This is a genomic window from Photobacterium sanguinicancri, assembly GCF_024346675.1.
Classification (GTDB): Bacteria; Pseudomonadota; Gammaproteobacteria; order Enterobacterales; family Vibrionaceae; genus Photobacterium; species Photobacterium sanguinicancri.
In genome coordinates this window covers 1,686,155-1,704,090 of record NZ_AP024851.1, presented here as the reverse complement: position 1 = coordinate 1,704,090, position 17,936 = coordinate 1,686,155, and the positions used below count along the sequence as shown (strand labels likewise).

At 43.7% G+C, this 17,936-nt stretch carries 10 protein-coding genes and 1 pseudogene; 7 read left to right on the top strand and 4 right to left on the bottom strand.

The genetic code is table 11. The features are described 5' to 3' along the window. Positions 1 to 200 precede the first annotated feature (200 nt). Positions 201 to 3,050 carry an FAD-binding and (Fe-S)-binding domain-containing protein gene (locus OCU87_RS24380; protein ID WP_261858811.1) on the top strand — a complete coding sequence of 950 codons (2,850 nt, stop codon included), beginning with the start codon at positions 201 to 203 and terminating at the stop codon, positions 3,048 to 3,050. Between the two features lie 953 nt (positions 3,051 to 4,003). Here the strand turns inward: OCU87_RS24380 and OCU87_RS24375 are convergent. Together OCU87_RS24375 and OCU87_RS24370 are read right to left on the bottom strand one after the other, a co-directional pair. Then, positions 4,004 to 4,348 carry a hypothetical protein gene (locus OCU87_RS24375; RefSeq protein WP_261858810.1) on the bottom strand — a complete coding sequence of 115 codons (345 nt, stop codon included), beginning with the start codon at positions 4,346 to 4,348 and terminating at the stop codon, positions 4,004 to 4,006. A gap of 116 nt (positions 4,349 to 4,464) precedes the next feature. Next, positions 4,465 to 5,778 (bottom strand): anaerobic C4-dicarboxylate transporter family protein, encoded by a 1,314-nt coding sequence (locus OCU87_RS24370; RefSeq protein WP_062692650.1) that lies wholly within the window; start codon positions 5,776 to 5,778, stop codon positions 4,465 to 4,467. A 370-nt stretch (positions 5,779 to 6,148) separates the two neighbouring features. On the opposite strand from OCU87_RS24370, the gene OCU87_RS24365 reads away from it, so the two are divergent. From OCU87_RS24365 to OCU87_RS24345, 5 genes are all read left to right on the top strand, one after another. Then, positions 6,149 to 8,338 carry a prolyl oligopeptidase family serine peptidase gene (locus OCU87_RS24365; RefSeq protein WP_261858809.1) on the top strand — a complete coding sequence of 730 codons (2,190 nt, stop codon included), beginning with the start codon at positions 6,149 to 6,151 and terminating at the stop codon, positions 8,336 to 8,338. Between the two features lie 96 nt (positions 8,339 to 8,434). Continuing rightward, positions 8,435 to 10,636: a TonB-dependent hemoglobin/transferrin/lactoferrin family receptor gene (locus OCU87_RS24360; RefSeq protein ID WP_261858808.1), complete on the top strand. Its 2,202-nt coding sequence runs from the start codon at positions 8,435 to 8,437 to the stop codon at positions 10,634 to 10,636. Positions 10,637 to 10,649: 13 nt separating this feature from the next. Beyond that, complete coding sequence (locus OCU87_RS24355; RefSeq protein ID WP_261858807.1) at positions 10,650 to 13,049, top strand: proprotein convertase P-domain-containing protein; 2,400 nt, start codon at positions 10,650 to 10,652, stop codon at positions 13,047 to 13,049. Positions 13,050 to 13,076: 27 nt separating this feature from the next. Next, positions 13,077 to 14,531: an Lcl C-terminal domain-containing protein gene (locus tag OCU87_RS24350; RefSeq protein WP_261858806.1), complete on the top strand. Its 1,455-nt coding sequence runs from the start codon at positions 13,077 to 13,079 to the stop codon at positions 14,529 to 14,531. 2 nt (positions 14,532 to 14,533) lie between these two features. Then, complete coding sequence (locus tag OCU87_RS24345) at positions 14,534 to 15,121, top strand: Lcl C-terminal domain-containing protein (protein ID WP_261858805.1); 588 nt, start codon at positions 14,534 to 14,536, stop codon at positions 15,119 to 15,121. 126 nt (positions 15,122 to 15,247) lie between these two features. Here the strand turns inward: OCU87_RS24345 and OCU87_RS24340 are convergent, their stop codons facing one another. After that, positions 15,248 to 16,132 (bottom strand): helix-turn-helix domain-containing protein, encoded by an 885-nt coding sequence (locus tag OCU87_RS24340; protein WP_261858804.1) that lies wholly within the window; start codon positions 16,130 to 16,132, stop codon positions 15,248 to 15,250. After that, positions 16,125 to 16,406, bottom strand: a pseudogene (locus OCU87_RS24335) (hypothetical protein); the annotation flags it as partial. The pseudogene OCU87_RS24335 and the gene OCU87_RS24340, both read right to left, overlap by 8 nt. Before the next feature lie 605 nt (positions 16,407 to 17,011). On the opposite strand from OCU87_RS24335, the gene OCU87_RS24330 reads away from it, so the two are divergent. Continuing rightward, entirely contained in the window at positions 17,012 to 17,821 is an 810-nt protein-coding gene (locus OCU87_RS24330; protein ID WP_261858803.1) for a VirK/YbjX family protein, read from the top strand. Positions 17,822 to 17,936 lie beyond the last annotated feature (115 nt).

Below are 17,936 nucleotides of genomic sequence, written 5' to 3'. Positions count from 1 at the left end.
AGTACACTTTTTGCAACAAACTTATGTATTGCTGGCAGTATATCAACCAAAGGAATGCTATTAAAATGTTAAATATGATAGTAAGTCGATCTTTTGCTAAACAAGAAGCCTAAAAAGGCCAAGCAGAGCTATTTATACTTAATCCCACCAGCATTTCCTGTCAGTACGTTGAGGCAGTTAAGGCCATGGAGCAATAGAGCATGCAACATCCCTACACAACACTCATAGAACAATTAAAAGATACCGTTGACGCACAGCGGATAATTACTGATCCTACCCTGACTTTGGCATACGGTACCGATGCCAGTTTTTATCGCTTAGTGCCAAAAATCATTTTGCAGCTAGACTCACTCGATGAAGTCGTTACAGCGCTCAAAGCCTGCTATGCACTCACTATTCCTGTCACCTTTCGCGCAGCGGGTACCAGTCTATCTGGCCAAGCATTATCTGATTCAGTCTTAATTACGCTGACCAATAACTGGCGTAATTATAAAATCAGTGAAGATGCGCACCAAATTACTTTGCAGCCTGGCATTATTGGTGCTGAAGCCAATAAACTTCTCGCACCACATGGCCGAAAAATCGGGCCCGATCCCGCCTCTATCAATACCTGCAAAATCGGCGGTATTGCAGCAAACAACGCATCAGGTATGTGTTGTGGTACGGCCCAAAACAGTTATAAAACCTTAGCGGGCATGACAGTAGTGTTAGCCGACGGTACGGTTCTAGACACGCTAAACGAAAATAGCCGCCATGCATTCCAACACTCTCATGCTGAATTACTCAACGATTTGGCTGAGCTGGCCACGGTTTGCCAAGAAGATGAAGAACTGGCCGATAAAATTCGCCATAAATATCGCCTAAAGAACACCACAGGCTATAGCCTTAACTCGCTAACCGATTACAGCGATCCGATTGATATTCTTCAGCACCTTTTTATCGGTTCGGAAGGCACGCTCGGCTTCATTGCTGACATCACCTACAACACTGTAATTGACCACGCTCACAAAGCGTCTGGCCTGTATGTTTTCAAGGATATTGAAACCACCTGTCGTGCAGTCAGCGAACTTGGCAAAACCACCGCAGCGGCTGTTGAACTGATGGATAGCCGCGCATTAGCATCGGTTGCCAATGAACCGGGGATGCCTGATTTCATCGCCCAGCTCGGGCAAGAAGGCAATACCGAAGCTGCCGCACTCTTGGTTGAAATCCACGCCAAAGATAGCGCTGATTTAGCCCAGCAGGATGCTGCAATTACCGCGCTGATTAACCAATTTGCTCCAATGCACCAAGTGGCATTCAGTACCGATACCACGGTATGTGCGCAGCTTTGGGCTATTCGTAAAGGCTTGTTCCCCGCTGTCGGTGCGGTGCGTGAAACAGGCACCACGGTGATCATCGAAGATGTTGCCTTTCCGATTGAACAACTTGCACCCGCGGTGCGTGAACTCCAAGAGCTATTCACCCGTTATCACTACCACGAAGCGATCATTTTTGGCCATGCCTTAGCGGGTAACTTACACTTTGTATTTACGCAGGCATTCGATAGCCAAGAAGAAATTCAGCGCTATAGCGATTTTATGGATGCCGTTGCCCAATTGGTTGCCGTGGATTACCAAGGTTCACTAAAAGCCGAGCACGGTACTGGCCGTAACATGGCACCCTATGTTGAATTAGAGTGGGGCCAAGCAGGCTTTGCACTGATGCAACGTATTAAGCAGATTTTCGATGTGACGGGTATTTTAAACCCAGGGGTGATTATTAATGATGATCACCAAGCCCACGTCAAAGACCTCAAAGCCATGCCCGCGGCAGATACCTTGATCGACAAATGCATTGAATGTGGTTTTTGTGAACCCGTTTGTCCGTCGCGCAACCTGTCTTTGACGCCACGCCAGCGTAATACCGTGTTCCGTGAAATTAGCCGTTTACGACGCACCGAAGAAGACCCCGCTCGATTAGCCGACATGGAAAAAACCTTTCAATACCAAGGTGTCGATACGTGTGCGGCGACAGGGCTTTGTGCCGATCGTTGTCCTGTTGGCATCAACACGGGTGACCTGATGCGCAAACTGCGCCAGCAGCACTCGCCAATGGCGAATTCCATTGCGCGTTGGACTGCCGAGCATTTCTCTGCCATTACCAAAACAACCAAGGTGAGCTTGGGTGTGGTTAATGGTGTCCACTCTGTGATTGGCACCAAGGGCATGAAAGCGATTAGCAAAACTGCCTATAAATTAAGTGGGGAAAAGCTGCCATTATGGACAGAGCACATGCCACGTTCAGCAGGGAAAATGAAAGCACCGACCATCTTTGCGATTGGCAAAGAGAAGGTGGTCTATTTCCCTAGCTGTGCCTCACGTAACATGGGCACCGAAAAAAATGCAGCGGATTCACGCCCACTAGCAGAAGTGACCATTTCATTGCTAGAAAAAGCAGGTTACGAGGTCATATTACCCAATAAACTCGATAACCTGTGCTGTGGTATGCCGTATAAGAGCAAAGGCTTTGTCGACACAGCTGCCAATAAAGCGCAAGAGCTAGAAAACAGTTTATGGCAGATATCTGAACAAGGTAAATTTCCGGTGTTAATGGACACCAGCCCGTGCGCCAGCCTGAGTAAAGAAACCATGCGCCAAGGCATTACCATTCTAGAACCATTTAAGTTTGTGGCGGATTTTGTGCTGCCGAAGCTCGACATCACACCCCAAGATGAACCCGTCATGCTGCATATCACCTGTACTTCACGCCGTAGTGGCTTAGCCGGTGTGATGCAAAAGGTGACAGAAGCTTGTGCTAAACAAGTAATTATCCCAGAAGATATTCTGTGTTGTGGCTTTGCCGGTGATAAAGGCTTTACCACGCCAGAACTCAATGCCTCTGCCCTTGCACCGTTGAAAGCCCAAGTGCCAAGTAACTGCAATGAAGGCTATTCAAACAGCCGTACCTGTGAGATAGGCTTATCGGAGCACAGTGGCATTGAATACCGCTCGATATTGTATTTAGTGGATAAGGTGAGCCAAGCGCCAGCAGTTAGCCAAACAGATTAAAATTTAACTCTGACTACGTAAGCAAGCATCCGCAACAAACCAAAACGCTCAGAAAGGCTGGCAGCCACTGAGCGTTTTTTATTTACAGTGTAAAGAGCGCAAGTTGGTAAACTACTATCAGGAAGATTTCAATTGAAAAAGTATGCCTTGTAAAGCTACCCCTAACACAATCTACAAGATCACAATGTCTAAAGAGAAATAAGCCAGAAAACCACACAATAGAATTGTTTTTTCATAAAATAATCAACAAATAAAAACAAATAAAAACAAATAAAAACAAAACCACAATATAGTTAACCATAAAAAGGTTAACTATATTAGCAAGCAAAAAATTAGTCACTCATATCATCTCTATGATACTTTTTCAATCTTTTCATTCTGAAAAAATGCTTAAAAAACATATATAACACCCATGAAAAAGTTCCGAATATTGATAATCCAGATAAAATAACATACAAATTAACATAGTATTCAAATGGTTTAATTTCCTCTAGTGTAAAAAAGTCCAGCATAAAAAAAACCACAACCGCAAAAATCAGAATAACGAGAATTCTGAAAGACATGAAAAAAGCATGGTACATAAAAAATAAAAAATCTCTAAATAAATTCATGATTGCTCACGTAAAATTACTAATCACTTAAAATATGCCCACTAAGACCCAGTATAGTTTGTTCTCGATCCCCCAATGACTACGAATAGCATAATAGTGAGGAACAGCACATCAAATAATAGATAACTAATCTTGACTAATTAACGGGTGTCTTCGATGGTAGAAAAACGCAGGGTGAAAACGTTGCTGATAACTGTATGACTCCACAAAAGGGAGTGTAAGATCATAAACAGATCTACGGGTCAAATCGATTTGAATTCATTAAACGTTCGCGATCTTACCCGCCGCCATAAGAGAGTGCATACGTATAGGATGTGAAACTACTTTAAATTCACATCATAGTCACAATATAAGCTTTTGAACGTTGGAGTCATAAACTAAATCTTTCATTATTGGTTCAATATTATAAAATATTGCAGCATTAACATTTAAAATACCAAGCATAGGCTCTAATGTTTTCCTAATATGCTCTTCTATATTCATATTTATTACGTCTGAGCCTTTCACTTTCACTTTCATTGAAAAATTGAATATGTAAATATCATATTCTGAATATAATTCAGCTCCAATAAAACAAACACTCTTATTTTTGTCATTACAATTAAAGGTTTTCTTTAGCAATCCTTGATTAACAACAACGACATTAGAACTAACTGTAAAAGAAGTTAAGCAAAGCAATAAACACATCAACCTTACCATTTATAAATCATCTCACTAGCAAAATTTTGAATTTTTAGATATAACAAAAAGCCCCGCAAAGGCGGGGCTGATTTGTATATATTGCCAGTGTATTGGTGAAGGGCTTACAACACGATACCAGCGAAAATGAAACCAAAGATAATACTGAATACCATACTCAGCAAACCTGGCAGCATAAAGCTGTGGTTGAAAATATACTTACCAATCTTAGTAGTACCTGTACGGTCAAAGTCGATTGATGCGATAATTGGACCATAGTTTGGAATAAAGAAGTAACCGTTAACCGCAACAAACGTCGCGATAATTACTGCTGGTGGTAGGCCTAATGCAATCGCAACAGGTACCAATACCGCCGTGGTTGCGCCTTGGCTGTTTACCATCACAGATAAGCCAAACAACGCAAACGCAAATGTCCATGGTGCTACTTCTACCAAGCCTGATACGGCTTCTTTTACCATGTCGCCGTGACCACCAATTAAGGTGTCACCTAACCATGCGATACCAAAAATAGCAACGATCGCACGCATACCCGCATGGAACACAGATCCTTGGGTAATTGCGTAGCCATCAGGCTTACAGATTAAAATAATCAGCGCAGCAATTGATAGCATCACGATTTCAATCGTATGCGCCATACCCATGACATGACCATCAAAGCTTGGGCGTAATGAAGGAAAGGCACCCATGATGACCACAGCCAAAGAACCAAATAAGAACAGTGATACCGCGCGCGTTGCTTCTGGTTTGATTTCAAGCTCTTCAACTTTTACTTCCTGTTCCATTTCAGCACGGAATGCAGGATCTTGAAGACGACGTTGATATTCAGGATCGTCTTTAAGCTCTTTACCTAGCTTATTAACAATCACACACGCTGCTGCTAACCCAAGGAAAGTCGCAGGGATAGTTACCATCAATACATTAGCAAGTGTAATACCTTGTGGTTCAAGGAAAGCCACCAAAGCAACAACTGCTGCCGCAATTGGGCTAGCTACAATCGCAAATTGTGATGCGATAACCGCCATGCCAAGTGGACGCTCTGGGCGAATACCACTACGACGGCTTACTTCAGCAATTACCGGTAATACCGAGTAAGCCACATGACCTGTACCTGCCATCATGGTGAAAACATAAGTCACTAATGGTGCAATGAAAGTAATTTGGCGAGGGTTTTTACGTAAAATGTTTGAAGCGATTTTGATTAAGTAATCTAAACCGCCTGCTGCTTGCATAGATGCCGCCGCTGCCACTACCGCCATGATCATTAACATCACGTCAATCGGTGGACTTGTTGGCTGCATACCAAACACAAAGCTCAGTATTGCCAGACCGACACCACCCATGACACCAAGACCGATCCCCCCGATGCGAGCACCGATCAAAATACAGCCAAGTACAATTAAAAATTCAACTAAAAACACATCAATCTCCCTGATGATAAAATTTAAACCAGTACAAAATTCTGCGGGCATCATACTGATTTCATCAAAGAAACAACTCTGCATTCATCACACAAATAATTATTCAACCATACAATCTAAGTGGTTATTGAGCATTATCAAATTAAGCGCATTAAAATCAATTGAATACACACATTAATGTGCTTCAACAGCTGAGGTTCAGCGCTATATTCCAGCAACAAAGGATTAAATCGGTTGAAAACCCTACATAAGTCATAAAAACACATAAATTAATAGAAATGATAATTGATATCATTACCATTAGGGTGCATTATTCCTCACTTCTTTCGTAGCGACTTTCTGCTACATCCAAAAAGCAAGAAGACTAACAATGAAGCGTAGTGCCCTATTTTTCCTTTTTTCGAGTTTTTCTGTGTGCGCATTTCCAACACCAGAAACAGCACATCATTCTGAATCCAACTCGAATGAAGCAATGTCGACACAGCCAAACTCCGCTTCGTTACCTCACTCTGCTGACACTTTTTCATGGTTGAGAGACGATTCCCGTCAATCTAAAAAAGTGCGACAGTACTTAAATGAACACAACCAACAAGCCGAACTTTTTTTAGAACAACAAACGGCACTTCAGCAACAATTATTGAAAGAATGGCAAGACAACGCACCACAAAAAGCAGAAAAACCATGGCTTATCCGCGATGATGTTAAATATCGATTTGAGACGCGTGATAACGCGCGCGTATTAGTTGAAAAGCCAACCAATCAAGCGTCGGAAAATTCTAAAGAGCGAGTTGTATTCAACCTCACTCAACGCGCGGCAATGTCAGATTACTACTCTCTAGGCAGCTGGTCACTTAGCCCGAATAAACGCTTTATTGCTGTGACGGAAGATATCCGTGGTGATCGTAATTACGCTGTCACTGTGATTGATACCCATACTCAAAAAACTTACTCACTGATCCAAAATGTAAGCACTGAACTGATCTGGGGAAATGATAACGATACTCTCTATGTAATAGCGAATGAAGCAGGCACCTACCGTCCCTATCAGCTCGTTAAAACACAATTATCCGCACCGCAAAAAACAGACGTTTTACTCGAAGAAACAGATCCTGCGTGGTTACTCTCAAGCTACAAAACAGGCAATGAAAAATATGCCATTGTTCAAAGTAATAATCACAATACTAGCCAACAACAGCTACTAGATACACATACAGGTAAGTTACAGGCCAGCTTACAAGTACGCTCTTCGGGTAACGAGTACTACAGTGATATCCAAGGCCAACAAATCATCAGCCTGAGTAATCATCAAGGACACTTTGGCTTATACCAAGGAAAGATAGGATCCAACATTCAATCGCTTGAACCTTTGTTCATTCCTGATCCACAGACAGAAATAAAAAATTGGTACGTCTTTGAGGCAGGTATTGCACTTGTTCTTACCCAGCAAGGCAAAGACACCTTGTTGGTAATCAATGACCATGGCGACGAAACATTCCGCCGCCCGTTATCTTCAGAAGGCAAAGTGGCTTGGCTATCAAATAATGGCGACGCAGCCAGTAACCTTGTTCGTATCCGTTCAATGTCAATGACAACCCCGCCAACCTGGTCGGAGTTTAATATTGCCACAGGCAAAGAACGCCTACTGTCGCAAGATAGCTACCCGACGATTGAGCCGAGCGATTACACCTCGACCCAAATTACGGTGAGTGCCAATGGTGTTAATGTACCTGTATCACTGGCATATCGAAACGATAAAATCAGCCCTGATAGCCCTGTCTTTCTTTATGGCTATGGCGCGTATGGAACACCCATGAAACCTTACTTTATGCCGCAGGTGATTAGCTTACTGGATCAAGGGGCTATTTATGCCATTTCACACGTTCGCGGTGGTGGGTACTTGGGTGATGCTTGGTATCAAGCAGGGAAAGGGATAAATAAGCCCAATAGTATTAAAGACTTCCTTGCAACAGCTGAAGTGATGCAGCGCTATGTACCAAGCCGTGATTCTTTGTCTTCTTCATCTCACGATGCTTCGCCAACAAAATCACAGTCAACAGTTAAGCGTGACATTTTAGCGATAGGAGGCAGTGCTGGTGGCACGCTGGTCGCAGCCGCGATCAATGCTCAGCCCACACTTTTCCGTGGTGCTGTGTTACAAGCCCCGTTTGTCGATGTGATCAATACCATGGCAGATCCATCGCTTCCGCTTACCCAGCAAGAATACCAAGAGTGGGGGAATCCAGCGAAAGCCGATGAGCGTAAAGTAATGGAAACCTACAGCCCATACGACAATATTCGTGCGCAAGCCTACCCACCAATGTTAGTGCGAATTGGCTTACATGACAGCCAAGTACCTTATTGGGAAGGTGCTAAGTTTGTAGCCAAGTTACAGCAGCAAAGCACGGTAAATAACCCCTATTTGCTTACGACAGATTTTAATGCTGGCCATCAAAAAAATCGCCGCACGGCACAAGCTGCCCAAGCGATGGAATACGCATTCTTGCTTGACCTTAACAAGCGGCAAGCATCATCACCTGTGGTTACAACGACAAATAAATAATACCGCATGGATAGCCATATAGCGCCAATGACTATCCATGCAGTCTTAGCCGATCATTACATTAATAACATCTACGCCTAGTTAGAGAATAACAACATGAAACTACACCCTATCGCCTTCGCTGTTCTCAGCGGATTGGCTTCGCACGCCTACGCTTCAGATTTAGCCACAAATTCAGTGGCTGATACGCCTGTAAATACGACTGAAAATAGCCGTTTAACAGATGTCACCCAAATGGAAACCGTCATAGTCACGGCGACAAAAATCGAACAACCACTATCGAAAACCAGCGGTTCGGTAGCTGTTATCACTTCGGATCAGATTAAACAAGAAGGTGCTACCGAGCTTTACGATGCCCTTAATCATGAGCCAGGTGTTAGCGTAACAGGCGGCGCAGGACGACCACAAAATATCACTATCCGTGGTATGTCGGGTAACCGCATCGCTATTATCAAAAATGGTGTGAAAGTCGGTGATGGTTATGGCGCGGCTGACTTAAATGATGTGACGGGCCGAAATAGTTTTGACCTCTCTAACGTCAAACAAATTGAAGTCATGAAAGGGGCGAGTTCTGCACTCTATGGCTCAGGTGCTATCGGTGGTGTCGTGGTGGTGACAACGAAACAACCGGGTGATTATTTAGGAAAAAAAGACAGCCATTACGAAGCTAACGTGGCCTACGCGGGAGTCAGTGATAAACAAAAACTTAGCACGACGATGGCACAGCGTTTTGGCGATCATGAAAGTTTACTGCTGCTATCTGGCTGGCGAGGCGGCGAGACACATAACTATAACCGCGATATTTATGAGAGAGATCTTGAGGGTTACAGCACCGAGTTTACCCATAACTACTTTTTAAATGATCTCGTTATGTTTAAAGGCACCGTGTCTTATTACAAAGAAACGATGGAACGTAGCGATGGCATGGCGCCAATTCAAGAAGATGGGATCTGGCAAGCCAAGCAGTATTACGAAGATGCACAAAGTACCAGCTTTGATGCACAAGTAGGGGCAGAAATCGAGATCCTAGATAACCTCTTACTTGATAGCGCAGACATCAAAGCCTACTACCGCGAAAAAACCAGCGATACCTATAAAAATGTCTTCATGCAACGTGAATATCAAGGCATTACCGAAAAACGCCGCCAAGTGGAGCAACGTCGCTACAAAGATACGTTATTAGGCTTGTCAGCAGAGCAAAAAAAAGCGTTCCAGCTTTCAGACAATACCGAGCACCAAGTCGTTTGGGGAGTGCAGTTTGAACAAAATCAATACCAGCGTCCTATCAGCAAAAATATCTATGACTGGCGTGGCACTACAGGACTAAACAAAGACTCCTTTGCCGATGCCACTATGCTCACTGCTGCCGTATTCATTCGCGATCAAATCAAATGGCAAGATTGGACGATCACCCCAGGGGTTCGCTATGACCGTCAACAACTTAGCCCCACAGGGGACGCCAATATCGGTGGCATACAGATCAATGAAAATAACAGTAGCGCGTTATCGCCAAGCCTATCAGTGGCTTATCAATTTACGCCTGCGCTAAACAGCTACCTAAATTACTCACACGGTTTTAGAGCGCCAGCGTACGACAAAACATATGGCTATGTACCTCACCTGTTTAATCCGTTGAAGCCTTTTATCATCATTCCAAACTCGGAGCTTAAACAAGAAACAAGCGACAACTTCGAGCTCGGCAGTAAATACGATGACGGTAAATTCTCGTTGTATGCCGCTGTTTTCTACTCAAAATTTAAAGACTTTATCGAACAAAAAATGATTGGCCAAGCGGCGGATAAAACGCACTGGTTATTCCAATACCAAAACCTTGAAGGAGTGAAAACCTACGGTTTTGAGCTGTCATCAGGTTACCAATTAACAGAAGAATTGAAGCTATCGGGCAAACTAGGCCTTGTTGATGGTAAAGATGGAAATGGCGAACCCATTCGTACTTTGACGCCGCTAGAAGGCAATATCAAGTTGGGTTATACCGTTGAAAAAATTACGGCTTTCTCACGCCTTAATTTCGCCGCAGCTATGCCGATGGATCGCACCCCTAAATGCTACAACCTAGAAGTAGAGACCCCTTGTGCCACGACAGGTAATTGGGCAACGCTGGATCTTGGCGCGAGCTACCAAGTCAGTGACAACTTCACCCTATACGCCACCATGATCAATGCATTCAATAAAGAATTCATTCGCTATCAAGATGTTGCTGGCATAGGTGACAGTTCAAAATCTTACTCTACCGAACCAGGACGTTACTTCAACATCAATGCAAATTATCAATTCTAAGGATGGATGCCTGATGAAAGCGCCTAGATTAAACAAAACAACCTTATGCTTATTTACCCTGCTGGCAGCTAGCCAGCAGGGTGTTGCCGCAGAACTGATCTACCCAGCGAATGCCGCGATTGTGAACGACAGTGCACAAGCAAAACAATTCCTACTTGATTATTTCCAAGATCAGCCCGAAACCGTGATCAGCGATATATCAGCTCGCTATCAACGCACCAGCTTAACGGCAACGCACTACAATTTTGATGTCATCGATAGCCAAGGTAAAAATTGCCACAAAGCCTTAGTGCTAAGCGTTGATAAAGAACAAAAAGTCCAACGTGTTTACGCACAGCTTGAAGCTCTCTCAGGCCAGTGTGATGGCACGATTGAAAAGCCGCGTACCAATTTTGATATCACGAAACCTGTTATTCCGACACCAACAAAAACAGTGCACGTAGCAGCCCAAGTCTACAACCCCGATCCACGAACAATGAACCAAGAACCGATCCCGACAGACGGTGATTTTGACAACTACACCCTGCCAAAAAATTACACAACGGTGACTATGCCAGTGCTGTGTAGCGTCTCGGCTAATCCACAATGCGTGTTAGCCAATGACAAAGTCATGGCTATTGATATTGTTAACTTACCCGATGGCGAAACCGCCAAAGCAGAGCAACAGCCACAGCAAGGCCTCCTGACCTTTTCGCCTAACGACTTAGCCAAAATAGACGTCACACAAACACCTTCGGCCAACAAATCAGCCGTTAATAATTACTTTTACGATGTGATGGCATTTTACCACCTCGACAACTCGCTACACTATGTGGAGTCCTTAGGGTTCAATGATTTATTCAATCAACCTGTACAATTTGACGCACAAGGTTCCAACGAGAATAACTCGAAGTATTTAAGCGACATGAACTTGCTCTCATTTGGCATGGGTGGCTCACCCGACACCCTTGATGCTGATGTAATCTTGCATGAATTCGGCCATACCATAAATTACTTTATCGTCCCTGATTGGGCATATGGTGATACCAGTGGTATTGGTGAAGGCTTTGGTGACTACTGGGCAGGGATGTCAACTTACCGCACCCAACACCAGCAAGGTACAAACTTTGAGTTAGATACCGTATTCAACTTTGACGGCCATTTTGGCGGCAAAAGCGGCGGCACTCGTTCGCTCAATGACGAAGCAGCGCGTTACTACCCATCGGCTGAATACCAAGCACATATTTCCGTTAATGGCACTCTGTCTGATCAACTGTGGTCAACACCGATCTTCCAATCATTAAAAGAAGCCGTCGCGATATATGACGTTGATGCGTTCAATGCAATGAACCGCATTATTATCGAAGGCCTCTACGGGTTAGGTCGTGGCACTAAAATGCATCATGCGGCGCAAAGTATTTTAGATGCGGCGCAAAATCTCTATCCAAATCATGAATACGGTGCAATTTTACGTCGTCATTTCAATCATCATAATTTGCTGCCAACCGAGCTGATCCTTGCCCCAGCACCGCAATTTATTGATACGACGCTGGCAACAACAGCAAATATCGCCACCAGCAATGGGCAAGTTAGCGCTGTCATCTATAACCCGACGACTCGTGATATGGCACTGAGTGGGCAACTGACGGTATCGGGCCAATCAGGCTCGCAAGATCTGGCTTCAATCGACAAACCATCAAGCCTGAAGGCAGGAAAAAGCCAAACCGTTAACTTCCCCCTTAATGCTCGACCACAGTGTGGTCAGCGTATCGATTTAACGCTGGACGCAGCATTAAGCTTCGACAATAAACAACGGATGCAACAAGCCAGTTTTGACCAAAGTTTTGTGTTTGGTTTGCCAAATTTTGCCGAAGCACCTAAGACCCTAAACCAAGCTGTGATTGATGCGAAAAAAGGCACAAGTCCGCTGCAACCTATGCGTAAAGGGCTCACCTACGCAACTTACTTTAACACTGGCGAGCAGGAGCATGTTGGCGATGATTTAGCGATCATCACCCATATTTCTCACCCTGATCACCGTGAATTGAAAGTGACACTCATCGCGCCAGATGGCCAACAAGTGATTTTGCACGACCACCAAGCCTACTACCAAAACAACAAACAAACCGTGTATCGCTTGGCCGATCATCCACAACTCAAACCACTACTGGGCGGCCGAATGACAGGTGCATGGCGACTAGAAATTAGTGATATCGCCGTCGGTAATAGCGGCCAACTGATCGATTTTGGCGTCACGCATATCCAGAACTATCAGTGTAAAGCTTCACCGAGTAAACCAGATCCAAAGCCACAGCCTAAACCGAATAACAATAGTGGTGGAGGGGGCAGTGCCCTTTGGTTAACCCTACTTGCAATGCTGCAGTTGGGATACACCAAAGCAAAATCAGCTAAACGTCGTTCATTTAAGCGTTAATTCAATTTTTAAAGAGAAACCATCATCATGAAAAAAACCTTACTCACGCTTACCATAGCTACGCTACTTGCTGGCTGTAATGGTGGCTCAGATAATAAAATCAGCAATACGACGGGTCCGGATTCAAAGCTGAATTACACCCTGAGTGGCGAGGTACAATCCAATTATCTCGCGCAAGATATCACGGTATGTGTCGATTTAACTAAAGACTGGGTCTGTAATCCAAGTGAACCCAAAACAACGGCCAAAAGCGGTTTATTTAACATCTCTAGCATGAACAAAGACATTTTGCATTCACGTATTCTTGCTGTCTCCACCCTGAATGCGGCAGATAACCAAAGTAAAGCCTATACCAACAACACTGTGGTATTAGCGGCGCCACCACTGCAAAAAGAAAGTGGTCACATTATTAACGGTATCAGCACCTTGATCAGCGCAAATATGGGCTATGGACTCAACCCTCATGAAGCTGCACGTGATGTGAAAGCCAAGTTAGAAAAAATCGGCGTTACCACTAACAATGATTTACTAGCAAACCTAGGTGATCCCCGTTTAGCAACGATTGATAAAAACATCCAGCTACTGTCTGCTAGTACCAAAGCTGAACAACGTAGCCGTGTGATCGCGACGCTGGCGAAAGATCTTCCACAACAAAAAGATTTTATTACGGCCGAGAGCCTAACCGAGCAAGCACTTGCAAACAAAGTGAATCAACTGGAACAACAAAGTATGCCGCGCTTAGTGGGCAATGACACAGGTGTAACGCAGTTTTATGATGGCGCTGCTTTTACCGACATACCACCTGCAGGCTTCCCACTGCAAGATGCCAATATAGGCTTTGATGCAACAGAAAAAAACACCCACTCAGGTGCTGGTTTTATCTTTACTAAATTAGATGCAAAAGGCCAAGCGCTACCGGTTGATGCAACGGAATGGAGCTGTGTCCGCGATGAGCGAACCCAGCTAACTTGGGAAGTAAAATCCAACGATCCTAAGTCGCCACGCTGGAAGAAAAACGAGTTCGCACTGCAAATTAAAGGCGGCGCTCAACCTCACAGTGAAGACATAAAATACGCCCAGCAAACCAACAAGTCAGGTATTAATACCACAGAGCAATACCAAGATATGGTCAACAAAGACCAACTTTGTGGCATCAACACATGGCGTTTGCCGACACTCAATGAACAATTTGATTTACTCGATTTTGGCTCAACCGCAAAAGATGCTGATGGCAAGCTTCTCGGACTCAATACGCGCTACTTCCCCAATGTTGAAGTGGGCTATGAAGGCTGGGGATGGTACTGGTCATCTAGCTTCATGTACGCCCCTTATCAACCTCAAGATATGCATGTGTACAACTATTTGGATCAAGTCGGCGATAGCTTAGGCGACTCAGGCGTTCAAAACCTGTGCAAACAAACAAATGCAGAGTGTGATTACCCAACAAAAATGAACGTACGTATGGTTAGCCAAGGAAAATAACAATGAAAAAGACAGTAACCAAAAAAACAATTAACCACGCCCTCATCACTGCACTCTTGGCATTAACGGCATCAAGCGCAATTGCTGCAACTCAAGAATGTGATATCAACTTAACTAAATCGGCGCCCGATGTTCGCTTTAAAGACAACCAAGATGGCACAGTTACCGATTTACGTACCGATTTAGTATGGAATCGCTGTACCATAGGCCAAACATGGAACAAAACCAATAATATTTGCGATGGCAAGCCCACAGGGATGTACTGGCAAGCTGCGCTACAGCGAACGGAGATTATTAATCATGATAAATCCGATCCACTGCACCAGTTCGGTGGCCGTCAAGAGTGGCGTCTACCGAATATTAAAGAGCTTCAGTCACTGCGTGAATCCAGTTGTATTTCACCTGCGCTAAATAAGCGCTTTTTCCCGCTTAATTTTGATTTCTTGTCAGTCGAAAGTACCGCATGGAGCGCAACACCCACGCGAGCATCAACGGGGCATGTCTTTGTTATGGGGCTCGCTGACGGCCTAACCTCAAACTTCGGTTCAACCGACTATAAGCTTGGCGTGATCTTAGTGAGCGATAAATAGATAATTAATGGGGTCGCTATAACCTCAGTTTTATTGTCGGTTCGAATCCTCAGATTGATTTGAACCGACTCTATAATAGCTAAGAAAGTCGCATCAGGAAAAGCGGCAATACTCACACCAAATACCTTAGGAGTATTCAACCCCTCCGTAAATATCTATGGTCAAATCACGCACCTTCGCATACTCCCCCGGCGTCTTCCCAATCGTGTTTTTTAGATAACGGATCAAATGTGGTTGATCGCTAAAGCCAAATTCTTGTGCTACCTCAGCCCAATCAATATCAGTTTCACCACGGAGATATAAAGACTCAAGTAGCAAATCAAGGCGATTCATCGACTGGCACTGTTTTAATGTCAGCCCCGTTACTCGGGTAAAACTGCGCTCTAGCGTACGTTGAGAACAATGCAATAACGTCCCTAATTGCGAAATGAGCGTATTAGGCAATAACGGTAACGCTTTCCGCGTCAGTAGGCTGTGCTTGTCTGAAGACGCTTGATGCAACCAAGGCTGTAACACGGCTTCTAGCGTATCGCAGCAGTTTTCAGGCGAGGTTTGTGCAAGCTGTAATAGCGCTCGCGATATATCCTGCCGCTCCAGATCAGGTACTTGATTACAATTATCACCGTGCTTCTGATGAGCCGAGTCAAAGAATGCAGTGACATCAAGCTTAACGACCTGCTCAAGTACCGCCTGATGTGGCGTCATATCCAACGAATACAAAGCCCCAGTGTGAAACTTAACCCCTAAAATGATAAATGCATCCGTATGATCAATTTCAAACGTCTGACAATGAGGAAATAACCAGTGGCTCCCCTGCCCCTCGAAAGAAGCAGAGTCGCTCTGGTACAGATACCCCTGCTCAGCAGGCGCGATGATCAAATGCGCCGTCGGATCAGGCGTCAATTTTGGAAAAGGATGACCATCATCATGCGGTTTTTTTTCAATGCACCAATAGCATTCAACATGCTGCGCGACCAGTGAACTTTTGGGGGGGTATTTCCAATTAATCATATTGCTGATGACTCGATAGACTTGATGGCTCTAATTTTTTGATGGGTGGAAAAGAAATCACCTCACCTTTGGCGGTAAGAATCGAAATATTGCTCGGACTACCGTCTTCCGCTAACCGCAACTCACCAATAGCACTGCGATTGACTAAGCGATCGTGTCCATGAGTATCTGGATCACGCTTAAAGATCTTAAGCCGCTTTCGCTTTGTTAACCAGTTTAGTGGTGATCTCGGGCTATAGAGCAAGCGATCCATGGTGTCACAGAGCCGCAATAACCAGCTTATGGAGGTCAATACGGCGCTTACCAAGCATCAAAGAACTACAATCCTTGCGTGAATATTACTGTGCATCCTCAATGTTAAACAACGTTTTTTCCCAATAAAGTTAATTTCGAACTATTACAGAGTACCGCATGGAGCTCTTCGGCCTCTCACGCGAATAGAACCCTTATTACAGGCCAGGGTTGTCACATTTTGACATAACCGCCTATGCAATTAGAATGTTATTGGTTTGCAATAAATAACCACAGCTAATACAACCACGGTTAATATTTTAAATATCAATACCATAATGAACGTTAACCTTTTTATTCTTTGAACGTTCATTAATAAATGACGCAATAAGACATCCCATAAGGATGTACCTAACCCACCAGCAATAAAATACCATTCAAAATAACTAAGAAAAAACCAATTTTTAATGTATTCTCTCTGACCAACAAGAAGGAAACACACTATTAATCAAAAATAATAGAAGAGAATTAAATTTGAGTTTTATCCATTACATTTCAAGCTTGCCTGAACTTGCAAATAAAGTGCATCCAAATACTAAAGGGATACATAAAATAAGAAAAAATGCTCGATTTTGTCTTTGGGGTGTTATGTATAAAAGCACCTTAACCAACATCCTTAATGCCTTTAGTGATGATGATATTAAACCTATTTTTGATAATGACCCCGGCATTATCGAAAAACCACTTAAACCTTACCTATGTGTAAGTTGGTCCCCGAAAGAGCGCGCTCAGCACCTCAGTGACCACTACCGTTTTCTGGGGCAAACCTTTGGTGAGAATGCCAGTGATGTCACTTCGTATCAAGGTGTCACAATACTGACCTTTCAAGACAACAATGAAGAGCACTACCGCGTAAATTTATACTGTGGAGCAAGCCGTGAAGGTGGACTGGGACTGAAGCTAATTAATGCTAAAGGACTCGAAGTCTATTCGTTAGCGCTTAATATTTCAGGCACAGCGCAACACTGTATGTACATAGGTATGGTTCAAGGGCCTACACCGCAAATCGAAGACCGTCCATGTTTAATTCGAACGCTGACCCGCTCTTTACATGGACTTAGAACCAAAGCACTAATGATCGAAGTTGCATTAATTCTGGCTAAGCACTGGAACATCACACAAGTAAAGGGTGTATCAAATAAAGGACATATTTATCAAGCACTACGCTATATGGGGTCAAAACGAAAATCAGTCACCTTTGATTATGATGACTTCTGGAAAGAATATGGTGGAACTGCAATAAATAAGTATCTGTTCGATATTCCAATAAAACCAGAACGTAAAGACCCATCAACCCTTAAAAAAACTAAAAGACGCCTTTACACCAAACGTTACCAATGGTTAGAAGATGCTGAACTTACAATTAATGAAAACCTTGCTCTAATTTCTAAAGTTTAACGATTTTATTTTTTACTAACATCCTAATTTAATATGCAATTTTAGAAAAATCATTCATGCAAACTTATAACATTCCAACTTAGAAAAGAATTGTCTATATAGCTACCGCAGGTAA

Coding starts and splice junctions, on each gene's coding strand:
- OCU87_RS24380 (WP_261858811.1), top strand. CDS start 201: ATGCAACATCCCTACACAACACTCATAGAACAATTAAAAGATACCGTT.
- OCU87_RS24375 (WP_261858810.1), bottom strand. CDS start 4,348: ATGTGTTTATTGCTTTGCTTAACTTCTTTTACAGTTAGTTCTAATGTC.
- OCU87_RS24365 (WP_261858809.1), top strand. CDS start 6,149: ATGAAGCGTAGTGCCCTATTTTTCCTTTTTTCGAGTTTTTCTGTGTGC.
- OCU87_RS24360 (WP_261858808.1), top strand. CDS start 8,435: ATGAAACTACACCCTATCGCCTTCGCTGTTCTCAGCGGATTGGCTTCG.
- OCU87_RS24355 (WP_261858807.1), top strand. CDS start 10,650: ATGAAAGCGCCTAGATTAAACAAAACAACCTTATGCTTATTTACCCTG.
- OCU87_RS24350 (WP_261858806.1), top strand. CDS start 13,077: ATGAAAAAAACCTTACTCACGCTTACCATAGCTACGCTACTTGCTGGC.
- OCU87_RS24345 (WP_261858805.1), top strand. CDS start 14,534: ATGAAAAAGACAGTAACCAAAAAAACAATTAACCACGCCCTCATCACT.
- OCU87_RS24340 (WP_261858804.1), bottom strand. CDS start 16,132: ATGATTAATTGGAAATACCCCCCCAAAAGTTCACTGGTCGCGCAGCAT.
- OCU87_RS24330 (WP_261858803.1), top strand. CDS start 17,012: ATGTATAAAAGCACCTTAACCAACATCCTTAATGCCTTTAGTGATGAT.